15 protein-coding genes and 3 pseudogenes are annotated in these 20,893 nt (G+C 44.1%); 16 read left to right on the top strand and 2 right to left on the bottom strand.

The window, feature by feature from the left end; all coding sequences use genetic code 11:
- Together RWS24_RS09270 and RWS24_RS09265 are read left to right on the top strand one after the other, a co-directional pair.
- Positions 1-396 (top strand): annotated as a pseudogene (locus RWS24_RS09270) (hypothetical protein); the annotation flags it as partial.
- A gap of 22 nt (positions 397-418) precedes the next feature.
- Positions 419-886 carry an 8-oxo-dGTP diphosphatase gene (locus RWS24_RS09265; protein ID WP_314366879.1) on the top strand — a complete coding sequence of 156 codons (468 nt, stop codon included), beginning with the start codon at positions 419-421 and terminating at the stop codon, positions 884-886.
- A gap of 48 nt (positions 887-934) precedes the next feature.
- Here the strand turns inward: RWS24_RS09265 and RWS24_RS09260 are convergent, their stop codons facing one another.
- Positions 935-1,465, bottom strand: coding sequence for a transcription repressor NadR (locus RWS24_RS09260; protein ID WP_314366877.1), 531 nt, complete (start codon positions 1,463-1,465; stop codon positions 935-937).
- A 20-nt stretch (positions 1,466-1,485) separates the two neighbouring features.
- Positions 1,486-2,010: a hypothetical protein gene (locus RWS24_RS09255; RefSeq protein ID WP_161543032.1), complete on the bottom strand. Its 525-nt coding sequence runs from the start codon at positions 2,008-2,010 to the stop codon at positions 1,486-1,488.
- Between the two features lie 274 nt (positions 2,011-2,284).
- Between RWS24_RS09255 and RWS24_RS09250 the strand changes: the two genes are divergently transcribed.
- From RWS24_RS09250 to RWS24_RS09185, 14 genes and pseudogenes are all read left to right on the top strand, one after another.
- On the top strand, positions 2,285-2,623 hold the full coding sequence (locus RWS24_RS09250; RefSeq protein ID WP_295346292.1) for a zinc ribbon domain-containing protein YjdM: 339 nt from the start codon (positions 2,285-2,287) through the stop codon (positions 2,621-2,623).
- Between the two features lie 7 nt (positions 2,624-2,630).
- Entirely contained in the window at positions 2,631-3,266 is a 636-nt protein-coding gene (locus tag RWS24_RS09245; RefSeq protein WP_314366872.1) for a Pr6Pr family membrane protein, read from the top strand.
- Between the two features lie 132 nt (positions 3,267-3,398).
- Positions 3,399-5,939, top strand: coding sequence for a pneumococcal-type histidine triad protein (locus RWS24_RS09240; protein WP_314366870.1), 2,541 nt, complete (start codon positions 3,399-3,401; stop codon positions 5,937-5,939).
- Between the two features lie 232 nt (positions 5,940-6,171).
- Positions 6,172-6,690, top strand: a complete 519-nt coding sequence (pyrR, locus tag RWS24_RS09235) for a bifunctional pyr operon transcriptional regulator/uracil phosphoribosyltransferase PyrR (protein ID WP_002900180.1) — start codon at positions 6,172-6,174, stop codon at positions 6,688-6,690.
- An 8-nt stretch (positions 6,691-6,698) separates the two neighbouring features.
- On the top strand, positions 6,699-7,982 hold the full coding sequence (locus RWS24_RS09230; RefSeq protein WP_049547679.1) for a uracil-xanthine permease family protein: 1,284 nt from the start codon (positions 6,699-6,701) through the stop codon (positions 7,980-7,982).
- Between the two features lie 107 nt (positions 7,983-8,089).
- Entirely contained in the window at positions 8,090-9,007 is a 918-nt protein-coding gene (locus RWS24_RS09225; RefSeq protein WP_002900182.1) for an aspartate carbamoyltransferase catalytic subunit, read from the top strand.
- 114 nt (positions 9,008-9,121) lie between these two features.
- Positions 9,122-10,198, top strand: coding sequence for a carbamoyl phosphate synthase small subunit (locus RWS24_RS09220; protein ID WP_314366866.1), 1,077 nt, complete (start codon positions 9,122-9,124; stop codon positions 10,196-10,198).
- Between the two features lie 23 nt (positions 10,199-10,221).
- Positions 10,222-13,401, top strand: coding sequence for a carbamoyl-phosphate synthase large subunit (gene carB, locus RWS24_RS09215; protein WP_314366865.1), 3,180 nt, complete (start codon positions 10,222-10,224; stop codon positions 13,399-13,401).
- 282 nt (positions 13,402-13,683) lie between these two features.
- The gene (locus RWS24_RS09210) at positions 13,684-14,622 is read left to right on the top strand and encodes a metal ABC transporter solute-binding protein, Zn/Mn family (protein ID WP_314366862.1); all 939 of its coding nucleotides are present in this window, start codon (positions 13,684-13,686) and stop codon (positions 14,620-14,622) included.
- Between the two features lie 9 nt (positions 14,623-14,631).
- Positions 14,632-18,150: a pneumococcal-type histidine triad protein gene (locus RWS24_RS09205; RefSeq protein WP_314366860.1), complete on the top strand. Its 3,519-nt coding sequence runs from the start codon at positions 14,632-14,634 to the stop codon at positions 18,148-18,150.
- A gap of 154 nt (positions 18,151-18,304) precedes the next feature.
- Complete coding sequence (locus RWS24_RS09200) at positions 18,305-18,832, top strand: hypothetical protein (RefSeq protein WP_314366859.1); 528 nt, start codon at positions 18,305-18,307, stop codon at positions 18,830-18,832.
- Positions 18,833-18,941: 109 nt separating this feature from the next.
- A complete protein-coding gene (locus tag RWS24_RS09195) occupies positions 18,942-19,547 on the top strand; it encodes a hypothetical protein (protein WP_314366858.1) in 606 nt (201 codons plus the stop codon).
- Positions 19,548-19,611: 64 nt separating this feature from the next.
- Positions 19,612-20,345 (top strand): annotated as a pseudogene (locus RWS24_RS09190) (PoNe immunity protein domain-containing protein).
- A gap of 50 nt (positions 20,346-20,395) precedes the next feature.
- Positions 20,396-20,775 (top strand): annotated as a pseudogene (locus tag RWS24_RS09185) (hypothetical protein).
- Positions 20,776-20,893 lie beyond the last annotated feature (118 nt).

Here is a 20,893-nt window from a genome sequence, read left to right as displayed (position 1 = left end):
TTATCTTGCCTTGTTATCCTTTGTCATTTTCCATCTTATTTTATTAACATTTGGTTTAGCATTTATTCCAACTTTGTGGAATATCTGGTTGCTTTGTCTTGGTTTAACCTTGTTGTTGCATTTATGGGCTCGATTTTATAAATCAAAGATAGATCAAAAGCGTCATCTTATCCTAGAGCTCCTTAGTGCTTTTGTAGTTTTTTGTATCTGGGGTGTTTCACTTTTAGCTTTTTCTTTTATAGAAGATTCACGCATTCCATTACAGTAGATTTTAGAATAGTAGATAGAGAAGTTATCATCGTTAGAGGAACTTTGCTTCATGGTTATCGTGAATACCACGATTTAGTTAATCCTTTTATGATGAAGTCTGAAGTAAAATATCGAGATGAATATTAACAAATAGAAAGCGAGTGAACCCATGTCACGTTCCCAAGAAACAATCCTAACAAACATCTGCCTTGTTGAAGATAAGGCGCGTGGTAAAGTCCTAATGCAGTATCGCTCTCCTGAGCGCTATCGCTGGTCTGGATATGCCTTTCCTGGTGGACATATTGAGAAGGGAGAGTCTCTCCATGATGCGGTTGTCCGTGAGATTTTAGAGGAAACAGGTTTGACCATTAGTCATCCTAAATTGGTTGGGGTAAAGAACTGGCATACGGATGAAGGGGTTCGCTACATCGTCTTTTGCTACAAAGCGACTGAATTCTCTGGTCAGATTCACTCGACTGAAGAGGGTGAGATTTCTTGGGTAGACAAGGATAGCCTGCCGCAGCTGGACTTGGCCTACGATATGCTTGAACTTCTGCGTATGATGGAAGATGAGGAATTATCTGAATATTACTATCACGAGCGTATCGAAGGTGGCTGGCGCAAGAGTATGTATTAAAAAGACTGACTAGGTTAGGCCCTAATCAGTCTTTTTCTTTCTTAAATATTATTCCTGTAAAAATCCTAGGTCTCTCAAGGCGGATTCTACATAGTTCAGGTCCTGCTGGGAGTCGGCTTGTACTAGGTGATAGTGGACTCCATCTGTCAGCTCAGATAAGGGGCGAAAGGCACAGGATGCGACCTGTTGGAGAAAATGCTGGACATCTCGGCGGCAGGTCAACTTCAGGTAAGTCTGGATTTCGCCGTAAACCGGGTGCTCAATCAAAATAGTCTGTACGCGGCCGCCATTATCCACGATAGCCAGCAGCTCAGCCTCCATATCCTCAGCCCTATGCTGAACCTTGAAGAGCTGATGAAAAGCTGTGCTTTCTTGGTGGTCTTTATAAAGATAGCCACGGTTGGTTGAGAGGATGGGGGCACCATCAGCCCGCAAGAGGGCAATATCTTGCACGATAATCTGTCTGGTCACATGGAAATGCTCCGCCAGTGACTGGCCATTGAGGGCAGCAGATGATGTTTTCAAAAGGTCTAATAGTTCTTCTCGTCTTTGCTTGGTCATAGCTTCATTGTAAACCAAAAGTCAGGAATCTTCAAGCTCTAGCGAATCTTTTTCAGCGCTTGATAGATGAACTTAGCAATGACAAAGTCGACCATGCTATGAATGACCGTACCAAGTCCAACCAAACCAAATAAGATATAGAAAGCATTAGCAGGATAGGCAGACGTCGTGTAAAAGAGGATGCAGACGACCACTTCGCCAAAGGCATGAATCAAGGCTAGTAGGAAATTAAATATCCAAGTCTTCTTCTGGCTGTCCAGTGTGTCCGGGTGCTTTTGAAGATAAAGAGCGCCTATGCTAGCGAAGAGCAAGTGGGACAGGGCCCTAAGCGTGATGATAAAAGGAAGTCCGGACATTCCAAATCCAATAGTAGAACCAATCACGACAATCACCGTCATGAGAGGGGAGATAAACATAGCCAGAAAGATAGCGACATGACTGGCTAAGGTGAAGGAAGCGGGCGGAATGACAATTTTAATCGGCATAACCAGTGGGATAACAATGGCTAGTGCAGTCAAAAAAGCGGTCAGTGTCATAAACTGATTTTTAGATTTTGGTTTCATAGTGACTCCTTTTTATCTGTATATACACTAGTATAGTACACTGTTTTTGCAGAAAGGTCAAGACCTGTAGGAAATCCTAAAAGAGATTTGTCAAAATGCTTAAAATAGCTTATACTAGAAAGGTGTGGAAATAGGAGAAAACTAGATTCTTAGAGTTTAGTTGACCTTCACATCGATTAGTGTTCTGCTGGACTTGAAAAATGAAAGAAGAGCTTAATCATATAGAGAAGGCTGTTATGGGAATTTAGCAGCCTTGATTAGAAATGGAGAAAAAATGAACAACTTACCAAACTGCCCCAAATGTAATTCAGAGTATGTCTACGAAGATGGAACGCTCTTGGTCTGCCCAGAGTGCGCCTATGAGTGGAATCCAGCTGAGGTCCAAGAAGCAGAAGAAGGAGCAGTAGCGATCGATGCTAATGGCAATAAGCTGGCTGATGGCGACACAGTTACCTTGATTAAGGACCTGAAAGTAAAAGGAGCACCCAAGGATCTCAAGCAGGGAACGCGCGTGAAAAACATCCGCATCGTGGAAGGCGACCATAATATTGACTGTAAGATTGACGGCTTCGGTGCGATGAAGCTCAAGTCAGAGTTTGTTAAGAAAATTTGAGGTCTCTATGAATCGTCGTTTTATCTTAATTTATCGAATTATTCTTTTTATCCTGGCCTTTTTGGGTGTGTATCTGGAAATCACTAAGTATGGCGTGGGCATGCTCATGTACTATACGGTTTTGTCCAATCTCTTAGTTCTGCTCTTTACGGGCTATCTGGTCTATCTGATGATGAGACCTGGCGATGCTTGGAAGGCGCCGAAAATCTTGAGAATCAAGGGCGGGGTAACCATGTCCATCATGATTACTTGTGTCGTTTATCACCTCTTGCTGGCTCCGATTGCGACAGATTTTTACCGTCTAGAGAATTTTTTGTGTCATTATATAGTACCCTTGGCGTTTCTTCTGGATACAGTAATCTTTGACAAATCGCGCCAGTACCGTTGGTTTGATCCGATTTCTTGGACAAGTGTGCCTTTGGTCTACATGGCCTTTGCTCTCTTTAATGGCTTTTTCTTGAAAATAGATATTCCAAGATCCAAGGACAATCCATTTCCTTACTTTTTCCTCAATGTCTTTAAGAAAGGCTGGCCCTATGTCATCCAGATGTGTCTGATTATTTTTGCAGCCTATCTGGTTTTTGGTTTTGTCTTTTACGGGATAAAGTTCATCTCTTTCTCAAAGAAAAAAGCTTCAGAGTGACGTGTGAATTTTAGATGAAAAACAGATTTGCTCTGTTTTTTATTTTGCTTCGATTTTTTCTTGCCAATATCAGTTTTGTATGATATAGTTAACTAGTTAATGATTAACCGATTAAATAAAAAGGAGGAAAGAATGAGGCATAATCAGAAACTGTTAGGATTAGCAGGGATCATTCTAGCTTGTAATCTTTGCTTGGCTGCTTGTCAATCTCAGACATCTCAACAGGAAAGCGGTCAAGAAAAGGTGAAGACCAAGCAAGAAGTGAAGAAGAAAAGTAAGGCGACCAAAAAAGGACAAGTTCCTGGTGTTGATAAGCCGACGGATGATGGTTTTCTCTTCAAAAGCGAGTCTCAAATTAAAGCTAGAACTAGTGAAGGTTTGATTTTAGAGCATAATGGCCATACACACTTTATTTTTTATTCTGATCTAAAGAATAGTAAATGGGCCTATCTGATACCAAAAGATGGGCAAGTGACTGCGGGATCAGGTCAGCTGGCAAATCAAATGAGCACTGCTGATGATGGCTATGTCTTTAATCCTAGAGACATTGTGTCAGAAGACCAATACGGTTATGTTGTGCGTCACGGGGATCATTTCCATTACATTTTGAAACAGTCAGTAGGTAATCTTGCACAAGCACCTAGTTATCGTCCAACGCCGTCTAGCAATCCTACTGGACCTGTTTATCAGCCAACGCTTAGACCTTCTGTTCCCCAGCAGCAAGGGACAACTAAACGCCAGTTTGCTGGGATTGATTATCCTACAAGTGATGGATTCTTATTTAGAGGCACAGGGGTAACAGGCAAGTTAGCTACTGGCTTGCTGGCAGATCATAACGGTCATACTCATTTTATCCCCTATGAGCAGCTGATTGCTTCACCTTGGGAGTCATTGATTCCAGCGGAACATAAGAAAGCTGCTGAGGATGCCTACTATGGCCGGCAAGTGCAAGCACAGCCTTCACCAGAACCGTCGCCAGCCCCAGCTCCGACGCCTGATCCTGAACCTAGCCCATCAAACGAGGAAGAAGAAATTGCCAAGAAAAAGGCCTATTTGGCTCAGCAATTAGGAATCGATGAAAGTCTGATTCAGGTGAGTGATACAGATAAAGGAAAGGTATTTATCTATCCGCATGGCGATCACAGCCATTCAACCTTGGTCAGTGAGATTGATACAACCAAGCCTTTTGACCCTCATGGAAATCCGCACGCTCATGACGCAGTCGGTATTGCAACCTTGAAAACTCTAGGATTTGATGATGAAATCATTGAAGATATTTTACATGCTACAGCTGACACCCCATTCCCATCAGATGAGACAGATACGGAAAAGATGAAAGCCTGGCTGGCAACTGTGAAGTATCTAAATATCGGCCAGCGCAAAGATCCGCTGGAAAGAAAAGGCTTGGAACTGATGCCGAATATTGAAGTTCTGGGGATTGGCTTTACTCCGATAAAGGACATCAGACCAGTGCTGCAATTTAAACATTTGAAACAGCTCTGGATGACAAAGACAGGCGTTACCAACTATGATTTCTTAAAAGAAATTCCGACCTTGGAAGGCTTGGACATTTCCCAGAATGGTATCACCGATTTATCTTTCTTGAAGGATTACCCAAACCTCAAAACAGTCGCCGCAGCGGGAAATGACCTTACCGATATCTCACCCCTAGCTAAGCTGAAAAATCTGGAGTCATTGAACCTTGACTACAACAATATCTCAGATATTTCTGCTTTGGCCAAGCTTTCAAAATTAAAAGCGGTAAGTTTAGAACACAATCAGCTGCACGATATTTCTGCTCTGAGCCAAAAAGAAGATTTAACAAGGCTTTTCTTATCCAACAACCCAAACTTAAATCTCAATACCCTCAAAGCTTCCAAACTTGAAGAATTAACAGCTGACAATTCCAATGTTGAGAACTTGAACTTCTTGAAGACTAATCCAAATCTGACAACTCTAAGCCTAAATGGCAATCGCCTGACTTCGCTGGCAGGAGTTGAAGCTGCTAAGAATTTAGTAACTTTGTCCGCAAGTCAAAACAAGATTTCATCTTTGGACATTCCAGCTGCTCAGTCTTCCTTAAAGAACTTAAACTTGGGTGAGAATGAGCTGAAAAACTTGGAAGGAATTAATCAGTTTAGGTCTTTAGACAATCTGGCTGTCAACAAGAATAAAATCACAACCTTAGCGCTGCAGGAACCAAATAAGACGGTGACTTATATCAATGTCAGCGACAATCACATCCCTAAAGAAGAGCTTGAATTGAATGAAAATAAAATTCCGAAAGCCTTGGCGCAGCATTTCCCAGATGTTCAGGGTGGCAGCATTGACAATAATAAGCCGGCTGATCCAAAAGAAGAAAATAAGGAAGCGCCTAAGGAAAGTGAGCCTAATAAGGCAGATGTCCAAGGGAAGCCAGCATCCGATAAGCCAGCCTTATCTGAAGCCAGCAGCCAAGGAGCTTCAAATGATAGCGAGCATGCAGCTGGATCTCCTGAAGCAGAGTTAAACAATCAAGATGAGAATCTAGAAAACTCTTCTAAGCCATCATCATATGAAGTGCCAACTACTGAAAATCCTGAATTAAAAGATGGGCCAGCTCAAGCAGCAGACAAAGAAAATCAAAAGGATTCAAAAGATAAGGAAAAAGAAGAGAAAGAAGCTAATCACTAACCCTTATCCAGTCAAACAGAAAAAATACAATTTTTTCTTGAAATAGTTTTGAATTTGTGATATAGTATAAAAAATTGAATAATCCTTTAATTCTATCCAGAGAGATAGACAAGGAGCAAGTAAAAAGATGGGTGGAGTGTAAGCAAGTGCGTCTTGTTTTAGCTTGCCTGACTAGATTTTTCTGAAGTCTCCTTGTATAAGGAGACTTTTTCTGTTATTTGAGGAGGAAAGAATGAAAACAAAAGAAGTTGTCGATGACATCACCATGAATCGCGCGATTACGCGGATTACCTATGAAATCATCGAGCGCAACAAGGACTTGAACCAAGTGGTCTTGGCTGGCATTAAGACCCGTGGGGTTCACTTGGCTCACCGGATTCAGAAGCGGTTGGTTCAGTTGGAGAATATCGATATTCCAGTCGCAGAAGTAGATACCAAGCCTTTTCGAGATGATATCAAGGTTGAGGAAGATACGACAGTGATTCCAGTAGATATTACCGACCGTCAAGTAATCCTGATTGACGATGTCCTCTACACAGGACGGACTATTCGAGCAGCTATTGACAATCTGGTCAGTCACGGACGTCCCTCTCGGGTTGGTCTGGCTGTCTTGGTAGACCGTGGTCACCGCGAGCTGCCTATACGGGCAGATTATGTCGGCAAGAACATTCCGACTAGCCAAACTGAGGAGATTATTGTTGAGATGACCGAGACAGACGGTCAAGATCGCGTTTTGATTATGGGGGAGTAATAAGCTAAATGAGTCAAGATGTTAAGTATGATGTGCATGATATGCCAAAGCCAGGTCTGCTTTTAGGACTATCCTTTCAGCACTTGTTCGCCATGTTTGGGGCGACGGTCTTGGTACCGATTCTGGTGGGAATTGACCCAGCGGTAGCCCTCTTTTCCAGCGGTCTGGGAACACTGGCCCATCTGACTGTTACCAAGTACAAGATTCCGGCTTACATGGGCTCTAGTTTTGCTTATATCGCAGCCATGCAGATGCTGATGAAGACAGATGGTATCGGAGCGGTTGCACAGGGAGCCATCACTGGTGGTCTGGTCTACTTTATCGTGGCACTGATTGTCAAGTTTGCTGGAAATGCTTGGATTGACAAGGTGCTGCCGCCAGTAGTGGTTGGGCCTATCATCATGGTCATTGGTCTGAGCTTGGCTGGAACAGCTGTTAGTGATGTGATGAATAAGACTGTAGCTAATGGTGAAAAGGTTTATGATTTGACCTACTTCATTATCGGTATGGTCACTCTCTTGGCAGTCATCCTCTTTAATATCTATGGTAAGAAGATTGTGGGAATCATCCCAGTCTTGCTAGGCCTGATAGTCGGCTACATCTTTAGCTTGATTCTAGGGGCTGTGACTGGGCAGGAAATCGTTTCTTTTGCCAAGGTTGGGGAAGCATCTTGGTTCCACCTTCCGCCTATGAGTCTGCCTTTCTTGGACTACGATGTGAAATTTTATCCTAGTGCGATTTTAACTATGGCGCCTATTGCCTTTGTAACCATGACAGAACACTTCGGGCATGTTATGGTGCTGAATAGCTTGACAGGCAAGGATTTCTTCAAGGATCCGGGTCTAGACAAGACTTTGACTGGTGATGGTCTGGCTCAGATTATTGCAGGGCTTTTCGGAGCACCGCCAGTGACTAGCTACGGAGAGAATATCGGAGTTATGGCGCTCAATAAAATCTACAGTGTCTATGTCATTGCTGGCGCAGCAGTGCTGGCTATTGTCATGAGCTTTGTTGGCAAGGTATCTGCATTGCTCCAATCCATTCCGAGTCCTGTACTGGGTGGTATTTCCATCGCCCTCTTTGGGGTAATTGCTTCGAGCGGTCTCAAAATTCTGATCGAAGCACAGACCAACTTTGACAATAAAAAGAACCTCTTGATTGCCAGTGTTATCTTGGTATCTGGTATCGGCGGTCTGACCTTGCAGCTGTCGGGTCTGCAAATCTCAGGAGTTGCCTTGTCAACTATTCTGGGAATTGTACTCTATCTTGTCCTGCCTGAGCCCAAGGATTGAGCTAGGTGCTAAATCATTAACTTTCGTTCAAAAATAGCTTGCTCTCAGAGCGACTTTACTTGCAGCACTCTGGAAGCCCTCATTCTTTCATAAAGGAGAATTACATCATGTCATCCAATCAAATCGCTCTTAAGAACCTTGTTTCTATGGAAACTCTGTCAAATGAAGAAGTTATGGCCTTGATTAAACGCGGAATCGAATTTAGAAATGGCGCTAAAGTCCATTATGATGAGCAGCATATCGTTTCTAACCTCTTCTTTGAGCCTTCGACGCGGACTCACAAGGCCTTTGAGGTAGCAGAGTTGAAGTTGGGTTGCGATCTTCTGGACTTTGATGTCAAGACCAGCTCGGTCAATAAAGGAGAAACCTTGTATGACACTATCCTGACCATGTCTGCCCTTGGCGTCGATGTTTGTGTCATTCGCCACCCAGAAGTGGATTATTACAAAGAGCTAGTGGAAAGTCCAACCATTACGACTTCTATCGTTAACGGTGGAGACGGTTCTGGTCAGCATCCTAGCCAAAGCTTGCTGGATTTGATGACTATTTATCAAGAGTTTGGTCGCTTTGAAGGACTAAAGGTTGCGATTGCTGGTGACTTGGACCATTCGCGCGTGGCTAAGTCAAACATGCAGATTCTCAAGCGCTTGGGGGCAGAGCTCTACTTTGCTGGTCCGGAAGAATGGCGGAGCCAAGAGTTTGCGGACTATGGTAAGTTTGTCACCATTGATGAGGTAATTGAAGAAGTGGATGTCATGATGTTCCTGCGCGTGCAGCATGAGCGCCATGACTACGAGTCCATCTTTTCTAAAGAAAATTACCACAGACTGCATGGGCTGACTCAAGAGCGGTATGACCGTATGAAAGATACAGCGATTCTCATGCATCCAGCTCCAGTTAACCGCGATGTAGAAATTGCGGATCATCTGGTCGAAGCACCAAAATCGCGTATCGTTGAACAAATGACCAACGGCGTCTTTGTCAGAATGGCTATTATCGAAGCGGTTCTGAAAGGTCGTCAATAATCTCGGACAGTAGGCCGGGAGTGGGTGAAGCTATGTGAAGCAATCCCACTCCCTATTATTATATATCTTATGTGGATGGTCATGGGCGGTCTGCATCTTGGACAGGAGGGAACAATGGCAAAGAGACTTTTAATATTAGAAAACGGCATGATTTTCGAAGGGGAAGCTTTTGGAGCGGATCTTTTTGTGACAGGTGAAATCGTCTTTAACACAGGCATGACTGGCTATCAGGAATCGATTACGGACCAGTCTTACAATGGCCAGATTTTGACCTTTACCTATCCCTTGGTTGGAAATTATGGTGTCAACCGGGACGACTATGAATCTATTCTGCCGACCTGTAAGGGAGTGGTGGTCTATGAGTATGCTCGTCGTGCCAGTAACTGGCGCCAGCAATTGTCTTTGGATGAGTTCCTCAAAATCAAAAAGATACCAGGCATTTCGGGAATTGATACAAGGGCACTAACCAAGATTATCCGCCTGCATGGAACCATGCGAGCAACCATTGCCAATGCGGATGATAGTATTGAGCATTTGCAAGACCAGCTGCAGGCGACTGTTCTGCCGACTGATAACATCAAGCAGGTGTCTACCAAGCAGTCTTATCCAGCTCCAGGCACTGGTCGCAGCGTGGTATTGGTGGACTTCGGCCTCAAACATTCTATCTTGCGGGAGTTGGCCAAACGAAACTGTAGCGTGACGGTGGTGCCTTATGATACCAGTGCTGAGGAAATTCTCCAGCTCAATCCTGACGGAGTTATGCTATCCAATGGACCGGGAAATCCGGAAGATGTGCCGGAGGCTCTGGACATGATTCGTGGTGTTCAGGGCAAGATTCCAATTTTCGGGATCTGTATGGGACATCAGCTCTTCTCCATGGCTAACGGTGCTAAGACGCATAAGATGAAGTTCGGTCACCGTGGTTTCAACCATGCGGTACGTGAGATTGCGACAGGCCGAGTTGATTTTACCAGTCAAAATCACGGCTATGCAGTCAGTCGTGAGGGTTTGCCAGAATGCCTGATTGTGACACATGAAGAAATCAATGATAAATCTGTCGAAGGTGTGCGCCATCGGTATTATCCTGCCTTTTCTGTGCAGTTCCACCCAGATGCTGCGCCGGGACCGCATGATGCAGACTATCTCTTTGATGAGTTTATGGAAATGATGGATGCCCATCAGGCTTACTAGGAAGCAAGATTGAGAGGTGCACTATGCCAAAACGTAAAGATATTCAGAAAATTATGGTCATCGGTTCTGGTCCTATCGTTATCGGTCAGGCTGCGGAGTTTGACTATGCAGGGACTCAGGCTTGCCTGTCCTTGAAAGAAGAGGGCTACAGTGTTGTCTTGGTTAATTCTAATCCAGCGACCATCATGACGGACAAGGAAATTGCGGACCGGGTTTATATCGAGCCTATCACGCTGGAGTTTGTTGCGCGGATTTTGCGTAAGGAGCGACCAGATGCTCTGCTGCCTACTCTGGGTGGCCAGACCGGACTCAATATGGCCATGGAATTATCCAAGTCAGGACTTTTAGAAGAGCTGGGAGTGGAACTCTTGGGAACCAAGTTATCGGCCATTGACCAAGCGGAAGACCGGGATCTCTTCAAGCAGCTAATGGAAGAGTTAGGTCAGCCCATCCCTGAGTCAGAAATTGTTAATACAGTTGATGAAGCACTGGAATTTGCAGCTGAAATCGGCTATCCAGTCATTGTCCGTCCGGCATTTACACTGGGAGGAACTGGCGGCGGTATCTGTAGCAATGAGGAAGAGTTGCAGGAAATCGCAGAAAACGGCCTCAAACTCTCTCCAGTTACCCAGTGTCTGATCGAGCGCTCTATAGCAGGTTTTAAGGAAATCGAATATGAAGTCATGAGGGATGGCGCCGACAATGCGCTGGTCGTCTGTAATATGGAAAACTTTGATCCAGTCGGCATCCACACAGGTGATTCTATCGTTTTTGCACCTAGTCAGACCATTTCAGACTATGAATACCAGATGCTGCGGGACGCCAGCCTCAAGATTATTCGAGCGCTGAAGATTGAGGGCGGCTGTAATGTGCAGCTGGCTCTGGACCCTCATAGCTTCAAGTACTATGTCATCGAGGTCAATCCGCGGGTTTCCCGCTCATCAGCCCTAGCCTCTAAGGCGACTGGCTATCCTATTGCCAAGCTGGCAGCGAAAATCGCAGTCGGGCTCACATTGGATGAAATCATCAATCCAGTGACAGGCTCTACTTATGCTATGTTTGAGCCAGCTCTGGACTATGTGGTCGCTAAAATTCCACGCTTTCCATTTGATAAATTTGAGCAGGGTGAGCGCCGTCTGGGAACCCAGATGAAGGCGACGGGGGAAGTCATGGCTATCGGCCGCAATATTGAGGAGAGTCTGCTCAAGGCTTGCCGTTCTCTTGAAGTTGGTGTGGACCACAATGAGCTGCCTGCTCTCAGTCAAGTAAGCGATGATGAGCTGATGAGGAAGATTGTCAAGGCGCAAGACGACCGACTTTTCTATATCTCAGAGGCTATTCGTCGTGGTTATAGTCCAGATGAAATTGCTGAGCTGACCAAGATTGATGTCTTTTTCCTGGATAAGCTGCTTCATATTTACGAAATTGAGCAAGAGCTGGCCAGTCATATCGGAGATAGCTATGTGCTTAAGAAAGCCAAGCAAAATGGCTTTGCGGATACTAAGATTGCATCCTTGTGGGGCATGACAGCTCAGCAGGTGCGTCGTATCCGGCAGGAGCAGAAGATTGTGCCGGTTTACAAGATGGTGGATACCTGTGCTGCTGAGTTCGAGTCTGCGACGCCTTATTTCTATTCCACCTATGGCTTTGAAAATGAATCTGTCAAATCCAGCAAGGAATCTGTTCTGGTGCTGGGCTCTGGTCCTATCCGAATCGGGCAGGGAGTCGAGTTTGACTATGCGACCGTTCATTCTGTAAAAGCTATTCAGGCAGCTGGTTATGAAGCGATTATCATGAACAGTAACCCAGAGACTGTATCGACCGACTTTTCGGTCTCTGACAAGCTCTACTTTGAGCCGCTGACCTTTGAAGATGTCATGAACGTCATTGAGCTGGAACAGCCTAAAGGGGTTATCGTTCAGTTTGGCGGGCAGACAGCCATTAATCTGGCAGAGCCTCTGTCCAAGGCTGGTGTTAAGATTTTAGGCACCCAAGTAGCGGACTTGGATCGGGCTGAGGATCGGGATCTCTTTGAGCAGGCGCTGAAGGAGCTGGATATTCCGCAGCCGCCGGGTCAGACGGCCACTAATGAAGAGGAAGCAGTAGAGGCTGCTCGTAAAATTGGCTTCCCCGTTCTGGTGCGACCTTCCTATGTATTGGGTGGCCGTGCCATGGAAATCGTAGAAAACGAAGCGGATCTACGCTCTTATATGCGGACAGCCGTTAAGGCCAGTCCAGACCATCCAGTTTTGGTTGATTCTTACATTGTTGGGGATGAGTGCGAGGTGGATGCCATTTCAGATGGTCGTCAGGTCTTGATTCCAGGGATTATGGAGCATATCGAGCGGGCAGGGGTTCACTCAGGGGATTCCATGGCGGCCTATCCGCCACAAACTCTATCGCAGAAAGTCAAGGATACTATTGCAGACTATACCAAGCGTTTGGCTCTGGGACTGAACTGTACCGGCATGATGAATATTCAGTTCGTCATCAAAGATGAGCAGGTCTATGTTATTGAGGTCAATCCACGGGCCAGTCGGACTGTTCCTTTCTTGTCCAAGGTTACCGATATTCCGATGGCGCAAGTAGCGACTCGTTTGATTCTTGGGGAAAGCTTGGCAGAGCTGGGCTATGAAGATGGTCTCCATCCAGAAAGTTCCATGGTTCATATCAAGGCGCCAGTCTTCTCCTTTACCAAGCTAGCGAAGGTTGACAGTCTTTTGGGACCTGAGATGAAGTCTACCGGCGAAGTCATGGGCAGTGATCGTACGCTCGAAAAAGCACTCTACAAGGCTTTTGAGGCTTCCTATCTCCATCTGCCAAACTTTGGTAATGTCGTCTTTACTATTGCAGACGACAGCAAGGAAGAAGCCCTGCAGCTGGCCCGGCGTTTTGCCAATATTGGCTATGGTATCTGGGCAACCAAGGGAACAGCCTCCTATTTTGAAAATCATGGTCTCCATGTTCGTCTGGTGGAAAAAATCGGCAGTGATGATAACAAGGACATCCCAGCCTATATCCGCAAGGGCAAGGTTCAGGCTATTATCAACACGGTCGGAACCAAGCGGACAGCAGATAAGCATGGTCAAATTATCCGTAGCTCAGCGATTGAGCATGGAGTGCCACTCTTCACAGCCTTGGACACAGCTGATGCCATGCTGAAGGTACTGGAAAGCCGCAGTTTCACTACAGAGGCGATTTAGAGATGGAGTTTTCAGTTCCAGATTGTCATTGGACAGTCTGTAAGTCGGAAAAGTAATCTCATACAGTTAAGCTTGAAAAATGCATCTGTCTAATCTTATTCTATCCTTGAATAGTCATAATAAATAACCTTTCAAATATAATGAATTAAAAGCAAAGAGGAAGTGGGAAAGAATTCTACTTCCTTTTTGCTTTATTTTCTTAAAAAACTTGACAAAGAAGTTGACAAAGTGTATGATATTAACCAGTTAATAAACCGGTTAATAATGAGTTAAGGAGATATTATGAAACGAGCTTTAAAAATCTCAGCATGCCTTAGTCTGCTGGCCCTGGCCTTGTGTCTCTGGGCTTGTCAGTCTCAAAGGGAATCCAGTCCATCCAGTCCGTCACAAGGATTGAGGATTGTAACCAGCTTTTATCCTATTTACTCCATGGTTAAGGCTATATCGGGCGATCTGAATGACGTGCGCATGATTCAGTCTGGCAGCGGTATTCACGACTTTGAGCCTTCAGCCAATGATGTGGCAGCCATTTATGATGCAGATGTCTTTGTCTATCACTCGCGGACTTTGGAGTCCTGGGCTGGAGAGCTGAATCCTAGTCTCAAGAATTCCAAGGTTCAAGTCCTTGAGGCTTCTCAGGGAATGGAGCTGGATCGAGTCGCTGGCTTAGAAGATGCCCAAGCAGGAGAGGGAGTGGATGAGAAGACGCTCTATGACCCCCATACCTGGTTGGATCCTCAGAAGGCTGCGGAGGAAGCCCAGATTATCGCTGATAGGCTGTCGGAGTTGGATAGTGACCATCGGGATACTTATCAGGCCAATGCCCGAAAATTTCAAGAAGAGGCCAAGGAGCTTACAGAACGCTATCAGAAGATTTTTGATAAAGTGCCCAACAAGACCTTTGTCACCCAGCATACAGCCTTTTCTTATCTGGCCAAGCGCTTCGGGCTGACCCAGCTGGGCATTGCTGGTATTTCACCAGAGCAGGAGCCTAGTCCGCGCCAGTTGACAGAGATAGAAGACTTTGTCAAGGAGCACGAGGTGAAGACCATTTTTGTGGAAAGCAATGCTTCTTCCAAAGTGGCTCAAACCTTGGTCAAGGCGACCGGTGTACAAATCAAGGAGCTGAATCCTCTGGAAGCGGACCCAGCCAACCAACTATCTTATTTAGAAAAATTAGAAGAAAATCTAGCTGTTTTAGCTAAAGATTTGAAAGGATAAAGGAAAACCATGAAAAAGAAATATTTCCTAGCTTCAGCAGCTGTATTAGCTCTCGGCCTCGGAACTTATGGGCTTATCCAATGGCAAGCTCAGCCCCGACCTCAGACAAAAGATAACAAAGTAGCCTATATTGAGGATAAGATTTCGGGTGACAAGACGGATAAAAGTTTGACATCTGACCAAATCAATGATGAGGAAGGTATTGAAGCAGAGCAAATCGTCGTGAAAATCACAGATCAGGGCTACGTCACTTCTCATGGAGACCATTATCATTACTTTGATGGTAAGGTGCCTTTTGATGCCATTATCAGCGAAGAGTTGATTATCCGAGATCCTAACTACACGCTGCAGGAAGCAGATATTGTCAATGAGGTCAAGGATGGTTATATCATCAAGGTGGAGGGGAAGTATTATCTCTACCTCAAGGATGCCAAGCATACTAGCAATGTCCGCTCGGTGGATGAGATTGCGCGGCAGAAGAAGCTGCATAAGACCAAGGAAGAAGGCGATAGTGGCAAATCATCCGCTGCAAAATCAAGCAGGACTCGCGATTTCAGCCAACCCAGCAAGTCCCTAGCTGCGGGAAAGACGGCCGCAGACCTTGCAGGCATTTCTCACCAAGGCCAAGGAGGATATAGGACGGATGATGGTTATACGTTCAGTTCCTCTGATGTCATCGAGGATACTGGCGATGCTTTTATAGTGCCGCATGGCGGGCATTTTCACTACATTCCCAAGAGCGACCTGTCGCCAGCAGAATTGGCTGCGGCTCAGAGCTACTGGAATAGCAGGCAGTCAGGCGGATGGGGGAATCCGCCTGACTACGGCAGGACGATAGCTTCTTCCAATACTTGGAATCAGAATAGTGTTGGCAATCAGGGTGGACTAGTCTCAAATCCGACTCCACAGCTGCCAAATCATTCAAAGATTGAGCAGCCAAGTCCATCCAATCCGCTTCAGCCTTCTCAACCATTTCAGCCATCCTTGCCAAGTCTGCTGCAGCAACTCTATGCCCTGCCTCAGTCTCAGCGCTATCATGAAGGGGACGGCGTGGTGTTTGACCCGCTGAAAATCAGCCGGCGGACAGAAAATGGGGTTGTTATACCTCACGGAGACCACCATCATTTCATTCCTTATGACAAGCTGTCAGACTTGGAAGCGAAGATTGCCCGCTTGATTCCTATTGGATATACTTATGAGCCGCTGGGAGATCCTCTGCAAGCTTTGAAGCTTCAGCTACCATCACAGCCTGAGCACGATCAAGGTTTTCATGCGGAGGCTGTCATTGGCAAGGACGACCAAGGCTACATGGTATCGCATGGAGACCATGCTCATTACTTTTACAAGAAAGACTTGACTGCTGAACAGATTCAAGCAGCGGAGCAGGTCTTGGCTAAGCAGCAACCAGCAAAACCGTCTTCAGCAGTCAATGACGCTGAACGCTATTCACGCGATGCCAGCGATGAGGAGAAGATTGCTTATATCTCCCAAACCTATGGCGTTCCCAAGGAGGCGGTTCGCATCTCAAATGGCTTCTTTGTCTTTAATAACCCTGACCAAGCCTACGATCCAACTCATATCCACCCCTATGCTGTCCGCAAGGAGCATGTTCGCATTCCGCTGGTAACGGGCAATGCAGAGCTGGACTTCATGAATGAGCTCTACACAACAGCCCTGCGCTCAGGTCTGTCGCCTTACAGTCTGCAGGTGGAAGATGGTCAGTTTGTTATTCCTCATGGAGACCACAACCACTATATCAAGATCCAGTCCAAGGGCGCAGCAGAAGCCTTGAAAAATCGTCTGCCTCAGATTCAATCTAAGTATGAGCAGGGCGATTATGATGAGGCTGCTGTTTTGCGAAAAGTAGAAAATCTAAAAGCGGACAGTCAGCGTCTCTATGCCGATGATTCTCTTATGCAGCGTCGGATTGAACTAGCTTTGGGACAGTTTGTGGAAACCATGAAGAAACTGCCTAGCAACTCAACAGCTGGCTATCTGAGCAGTCTGGATAACTTTGATAAGCAGTTTATCCATGTGGATCAGACGGTCAAGCCAATCCAAGAGACCGAGCTAGACAAGACCTATCAAGGACTTTTGGAGAGAATGAACCGACTTGACACGGATAGCTATGGATTGAAGAAAGCTGACTTGCTGCTGCGTCTGCAAAATGCTTATGCTGGCCAGAATCAAGATGAAATTGCAGAGCTTGGACAAGTATTATCCGCTTTAGAAGATTATCATGATCGGACAGGCGTCACAGCGGTTGATTATATTCGTTATTTCTACCAAGCTTTGGAGGATGGGCGTTTGGACCCTGAGCTGCGAAGAAAAGCAGCTGGGCTGACCTTGACTCTCTATAAGTCTCAAGCCTTTATAGAAGCGACTAATCTCCAGCAGCTTTTCCCTGCTCTCTATCAGACTAAAAAAGAGATTGCAGCTGCCCTTGCTAGCGGTCAGCCTTCTCCGTCCTCTGAAAAGACAGAGTTAGATCAGGGAGAGCCAGATCAGCCAACCTACAAAGCTATGATTTATGACTTTTTGAAAGGTATTTATGATGATTTTGGCACCTCGGATGATAGCGAAAAGAGCGCTCAAGCCCTTGTCTTCCTTGGAAAAGCGCAGGAACTGCTTGGAGAAGTAAAGGACCAAAACAGCCGAGCAGACTATGCAGCTAAAATCTTGGAACTAGACAAGGAGTTAAAGAGCAGCAGCTCAGATAAGCAAGCTTTACTGACAGCAAGTCAGAATCTTTTGGACGAGATGAGCCGGACCATTGCTGAGCAAAAGGAAGAGCCGTCTAATACGGAAAATCAGGAAGTTTATCAACAGCTTTATAATCTGCTCATGTCTATCCATCAGTATTTGGAAAAAAATCAAGGAAGTGAACAGCAATACCAGCAACTGGACCAGCTTTTTGATAAGCTTGGACAGAGAGCTACTGACAAGAAAGAGCTGCTTAAGGAAATCCTGGCCTTCCAGAAGTCACTTGTCAATCCTAAGGGAACAAGCGAGTCCGATCCTCAGCATAGCAACGATGATGACTATCACTTTAATCTGCAGGATATGGTCGGAGCCGATGAGCAAGGCTATCGTGTAGCCCATCTGGACCACGAGCACTATATTTACAAGAAGGACTTGTCAGAAGCTGAGCGCCAAGCAGCGGATGCCTATGCGGTGCAAAAAGGCTTCCTCAAGGCACCGGCTGTACAACCTGCTTCTGGTCAGCCAACCAGCAGCAGTGCTCCAGAAACTGGCCAAACTGGCGATCTACCTTCCGAATCTGCCACTGGAGAAGCAGTAAAAAACCAAGCTGATAAGCCAGCAGAAACTTCGGCAGCTGCAAATTCAGCTGGTCAATCAAGCTTAGCAGCGAGTTTTGGCATGACAGAGGAAGCATTCAACCAGAAATTGCAGGAGCTTTCTCAGCTCTACGGTGTCAGTCTAGAGACTTTCAGCTATAATCCAGCAAGCAGAAGCATCAGCTTTACAGGAGCTGACGGCCAGCTGAAAACTGTTCAGATTAGCTAAGCTTACATTTTGATGTAAAACAACAATAAAACGAATGATGAAGACCAATCCAAGTCTAAGACCATCATTCGTTTTTGATTTTCACAACCCTATACTTATTTGATTGATATTGTGTTAAAATAAACAGAGACTGATAGATGAAAGGATTGTCATCATGGCAGAAAAAGAACTACCCATCAAAGAATATCTTAGAGTAAAAAAAGAAGCTATTTATAGTCGCCTTATATTCTTGCTAACGGCCATTACAGGAGCTATTCTGTCCTTTATTTTGGTCTATTCAAGATCTAGGAATCTAATCTTTGAAAATATTTCAATTGGTTTAGTTGTGTTTGCAGGTGTTGTTATATCAAGACCGTATTGGACAAAAAAGAAACAATACGAGAATCAGTATCCAGAATTGAAAGGAATGTCTACAAGAGGTGCCCAAGCTTCTGGGAATTTTTGGGGAAGACATCTGATTGCATATCCAGCCATTCTTGTTTATATGGTTTGGGCCTTTTTAGCATATTATCATCCTGTTCAAAATCAGGAGATAGTAGATATTGATCTTCCGGCGATTAGTACAGAAACTGAGTATAGTTTGGATTTTCCAAAATCAGATAGTTCAGCGAGCACTGGAGACAGTCAGGGGGATAATCAATCAGATGCTTCGTCGGTCGGACAAGACGAAAGTGGGGAGTAGACATAGATAAAGTTATAATTTGAAAGTTGGGTTAAGGTATTGATTTCTAAAAAAATTAAGAATATTTAAGTAGTGAAATTTGAAGCATAAAAAAAGAAATGAGAGAAAAATGACCAAAGAAGAATATCTGATTTTAAAGAAAGAAGCGAATCTTCGCTTGCTCTTCATCATATTGCTTGTGATTTTAGGAGCTGTTTTATCGCTTGTTATGATTGCAAATCATTCTCCATATCATAGTTTTATGTCTATTTTTACAATTACGATCTTTGGACTTAATTTTGGGTTTCTATTTCCTTGTTGGCAACGCAAAAAGGCAATCGAAGTTGAGCATCCTGATTGGAAGAAAATTAAGGGAAAAGACATAAAGATTTCAAGCGAAAATCTTTTAAAATCTGTTTCGATATTTCTTGGCGCTGGGCTTGTACTCATTGTTTCTTTCTTCTCACTTTATAGGCCAGTTGTGACAAAGCCATTTATTATCATTGATCCTAAAGTATATGAAAGCATTGAGAATCAGGAGCCAGCCCAATCCTCAACAGATATATTAGAAGAATCGTCTGAACAGCAAAATACAGAAGATACTTCTTCCTCGAAAGCAGACAGCTCTACTAATAGTAAAATCCCGAACAGTAGCATGCTAAAGCAAGTTCAGAAGGAATTTCTCGAGGACCTTCAAAAACAACGTGAGGAAGAAAATCAGAATAATAATCAATAAGGCTGGGAATAAGTAAAAAATTCATTAACTTAAAAGAAGGAGTTATATGATTATAAGAGGATAAATGATGAAAAGAGATAATATATTTATAGAAGAAAAAATTAATGAATTAATTAAAATTAACAACTCATCAATTGATGAGTTGGTTGAAGAATTGGAAAAATTAAAGCAAGGTATAAATCCCTACAAGCGCCCGATAGAAAAAGTTATCAGATCAGTACAATTTTATAATTCTGTTTGCCAAAAAGAGAATATGATAGCCACCTACACTGCAGGCTACTCTATTGAGAAATTCAAAGAAGAGTACCTTAAATTTGTTGATAGTTTTCTCCCTGTTTGGTTTAGTAATTCGGGATATGATGAAATGATCTGGGCACTTTCCATTGGAATTCTTTTAGAGATTGATGAAGTGACTTTTGATAAGTTGGTGGATTTGGTCAAAATGGATGATCTAGAGGATTATTTGATTGACTACCTGATTCAATATCGTCATCCAGATTGGAAGATTCGGATAAACAATAATTTTCCAAGACCCTATGGCTTTACTAGGAAAATTATTGAAGAAGAGAATGCTGAACAAGCACTAAAACTGCTGAAAGATATGTGACTAAGAAATGGTATCCAGACCATCGGGATACGGGTTGGTATGACCTGCATAAAGAGAATATTGATAATTATTATGGTTACTGGTCCTTTGAATCTGGCGCTCTCTGCAAAATCAAGGGATTGGATTACAAGGAATTGGAAGGCATTCCGTATTTCCCTTATGATTTGGTTAAAGAAAGGCCAGAAGCCTGATTTTTATGAAGTTTTATGTTGAGTGTAGAACTTGCACTAGGAGAATACAAATGAAACCAACAAAACTACAATGGGAAGATGTCATCCAGTTTGAGGAAATTGAAGGATATGGGAAATCCATCTGGAAAAATGAGGATAAATATTATTTAGTTTCAGAAGAGGGAACAGTGGCTTCTTGGTTAGTGGTTTATGAATTACCAAATGAGTTATTCGCCTTACTTGAAAGTGGAGAAAGAACGCTACAAGAAGTATCTTGGAAGATTCAAAACGATTGTTGGCCACCGACGGAAGAAGAAAAGAAGGCTAGTGAGAAACAATTTATATTAAAAGGCTTAACTCCTTTAATAGCTAGTCCTAAGAGTTGGGAATTATTTACTCAGGAAGATCTTGAGACATTAATTCCACTTGCGGAAAAAAATGGATTGACTGAAGAGGTAAACTTCCAGATGATTATGTGTCACCAATAAAGTAAAAATGACTATTATGTGTTGAATACGTGGAGGGATGATGGATAAATTATACATAGTGGTTGATGGAATTGAACATCA

Source organism: uncultured Streptococcus sp. (assembly GCF_963528215.1).
Lineage (GTDB): Bacteria > Bacillota > Bacilli > Lactobacillales > Streptococcaceae > Streptococcus.
The sequence above is the reverse complement of the archived record's forward strand: the minus strand, read 5'-3'. Positions and strand labels throughout refer to the sequence as shown.

Excerpts from the sequence above, each read along its gene's own strand:
- RWS24_RS09250 (WP_295346292.1), top strand. The coding sequence starts at position 2,285 with ATGAACAACTTACCAAACTGCCCCAAATGTAATTCAGAGTATGTCTAC.
- RWS24_RS09210 (WP_314366862.1), top strand. The coding sequence starts at position 13,684 with ATGAAACGAGCTTTAAAAATCTCAGCATGCCTTAGTCTGCTGGCCCTG.
- RWS24_RS09195 (WP_314366858.1), top strand. The coding sequence starts at position 18,942 with ATGACCAAAGAAGAATATCTGATTTTAAAGAAAGAAGCGAATCTTCGC.
- carB (WP_314366865.1), top strand. The coding sequence starts at position 10,222 with ATGCCAAAACGTAAAGATATTCAGAAAATTATGGTCATCGGTTCTGGT.
- RWS24_RS09265 (WP_314366879.1), top strand. The coding sequence starts at position 419 with ATGTCACGTTCCCAAGAAACAATCCTAACAAACATCTGCCTTGTTGAA.
- RWS24_RS09240 (WP_314366870.1), top strand. The coding sequence starts at position 3,399 with ATGAGGCATAATCAGAAACTGTTAGGATTAGCAGGGATCATTCTAGCT.
- RWS24_RS09230 (WP_049547679.1), top strand. The coding sequence starts at position 6,699 with ATGAGTCAAGATGTTAAGTATGATGTGCATGATATGCCAAAGCCAGGT.
- RWS24_RS09225 (WP_002900182.1), top strand. The coding sequence starts at position 8,090 with ATGTCATCCAATCAAATCGCTCTTAAGAACCTTGTTTCTATGGAAACT.
- RWS24_RS09255 (WP_161543032.1), bottom strand. The coding sequence starts at position 2,010 with ATGAAACCAAAATCTAAAAATCAGTTTATGACACTGACCGCTTTTTTG.
- RWS24_RS09220 (WP_314366866.1), top strand. The coding sequence starts at position 9,122 with ATGGCAAAGAGACTTTTAATATTAGAAAACGGCATGATTTTCGAAGGG.
- RWS24_RS09200 (WP_314366859.1), top strand. The coding sequence starts at position 18,305 with ATGGCAGAAAAAGAACTACCCATCAAAGAATATCTTAGAGTAAAAAAA.
- RWS24_RS09245 (WP_314366872.1), top strand. The coding sequence starts at position 2,631 with ATGAATCGTCGTTTTATCTTAATTTATCGAATTATTCTTTTTATCCTG.
- pyrR (WP_002900180.1), top strand. The coding sequence starts at position 6,172 with ATGAAAACAAAAGAAGTTGTCGATGACATCACCATGAATCGCGCGATT.
- RWS24_RS09205 (WP_314366860.1), top strand. The coding sequence starts at position 14,632 with ATGAAAAAGAAATATTTCCTAGCTTCAGCAGCTGTATTAGCTCTCGGC.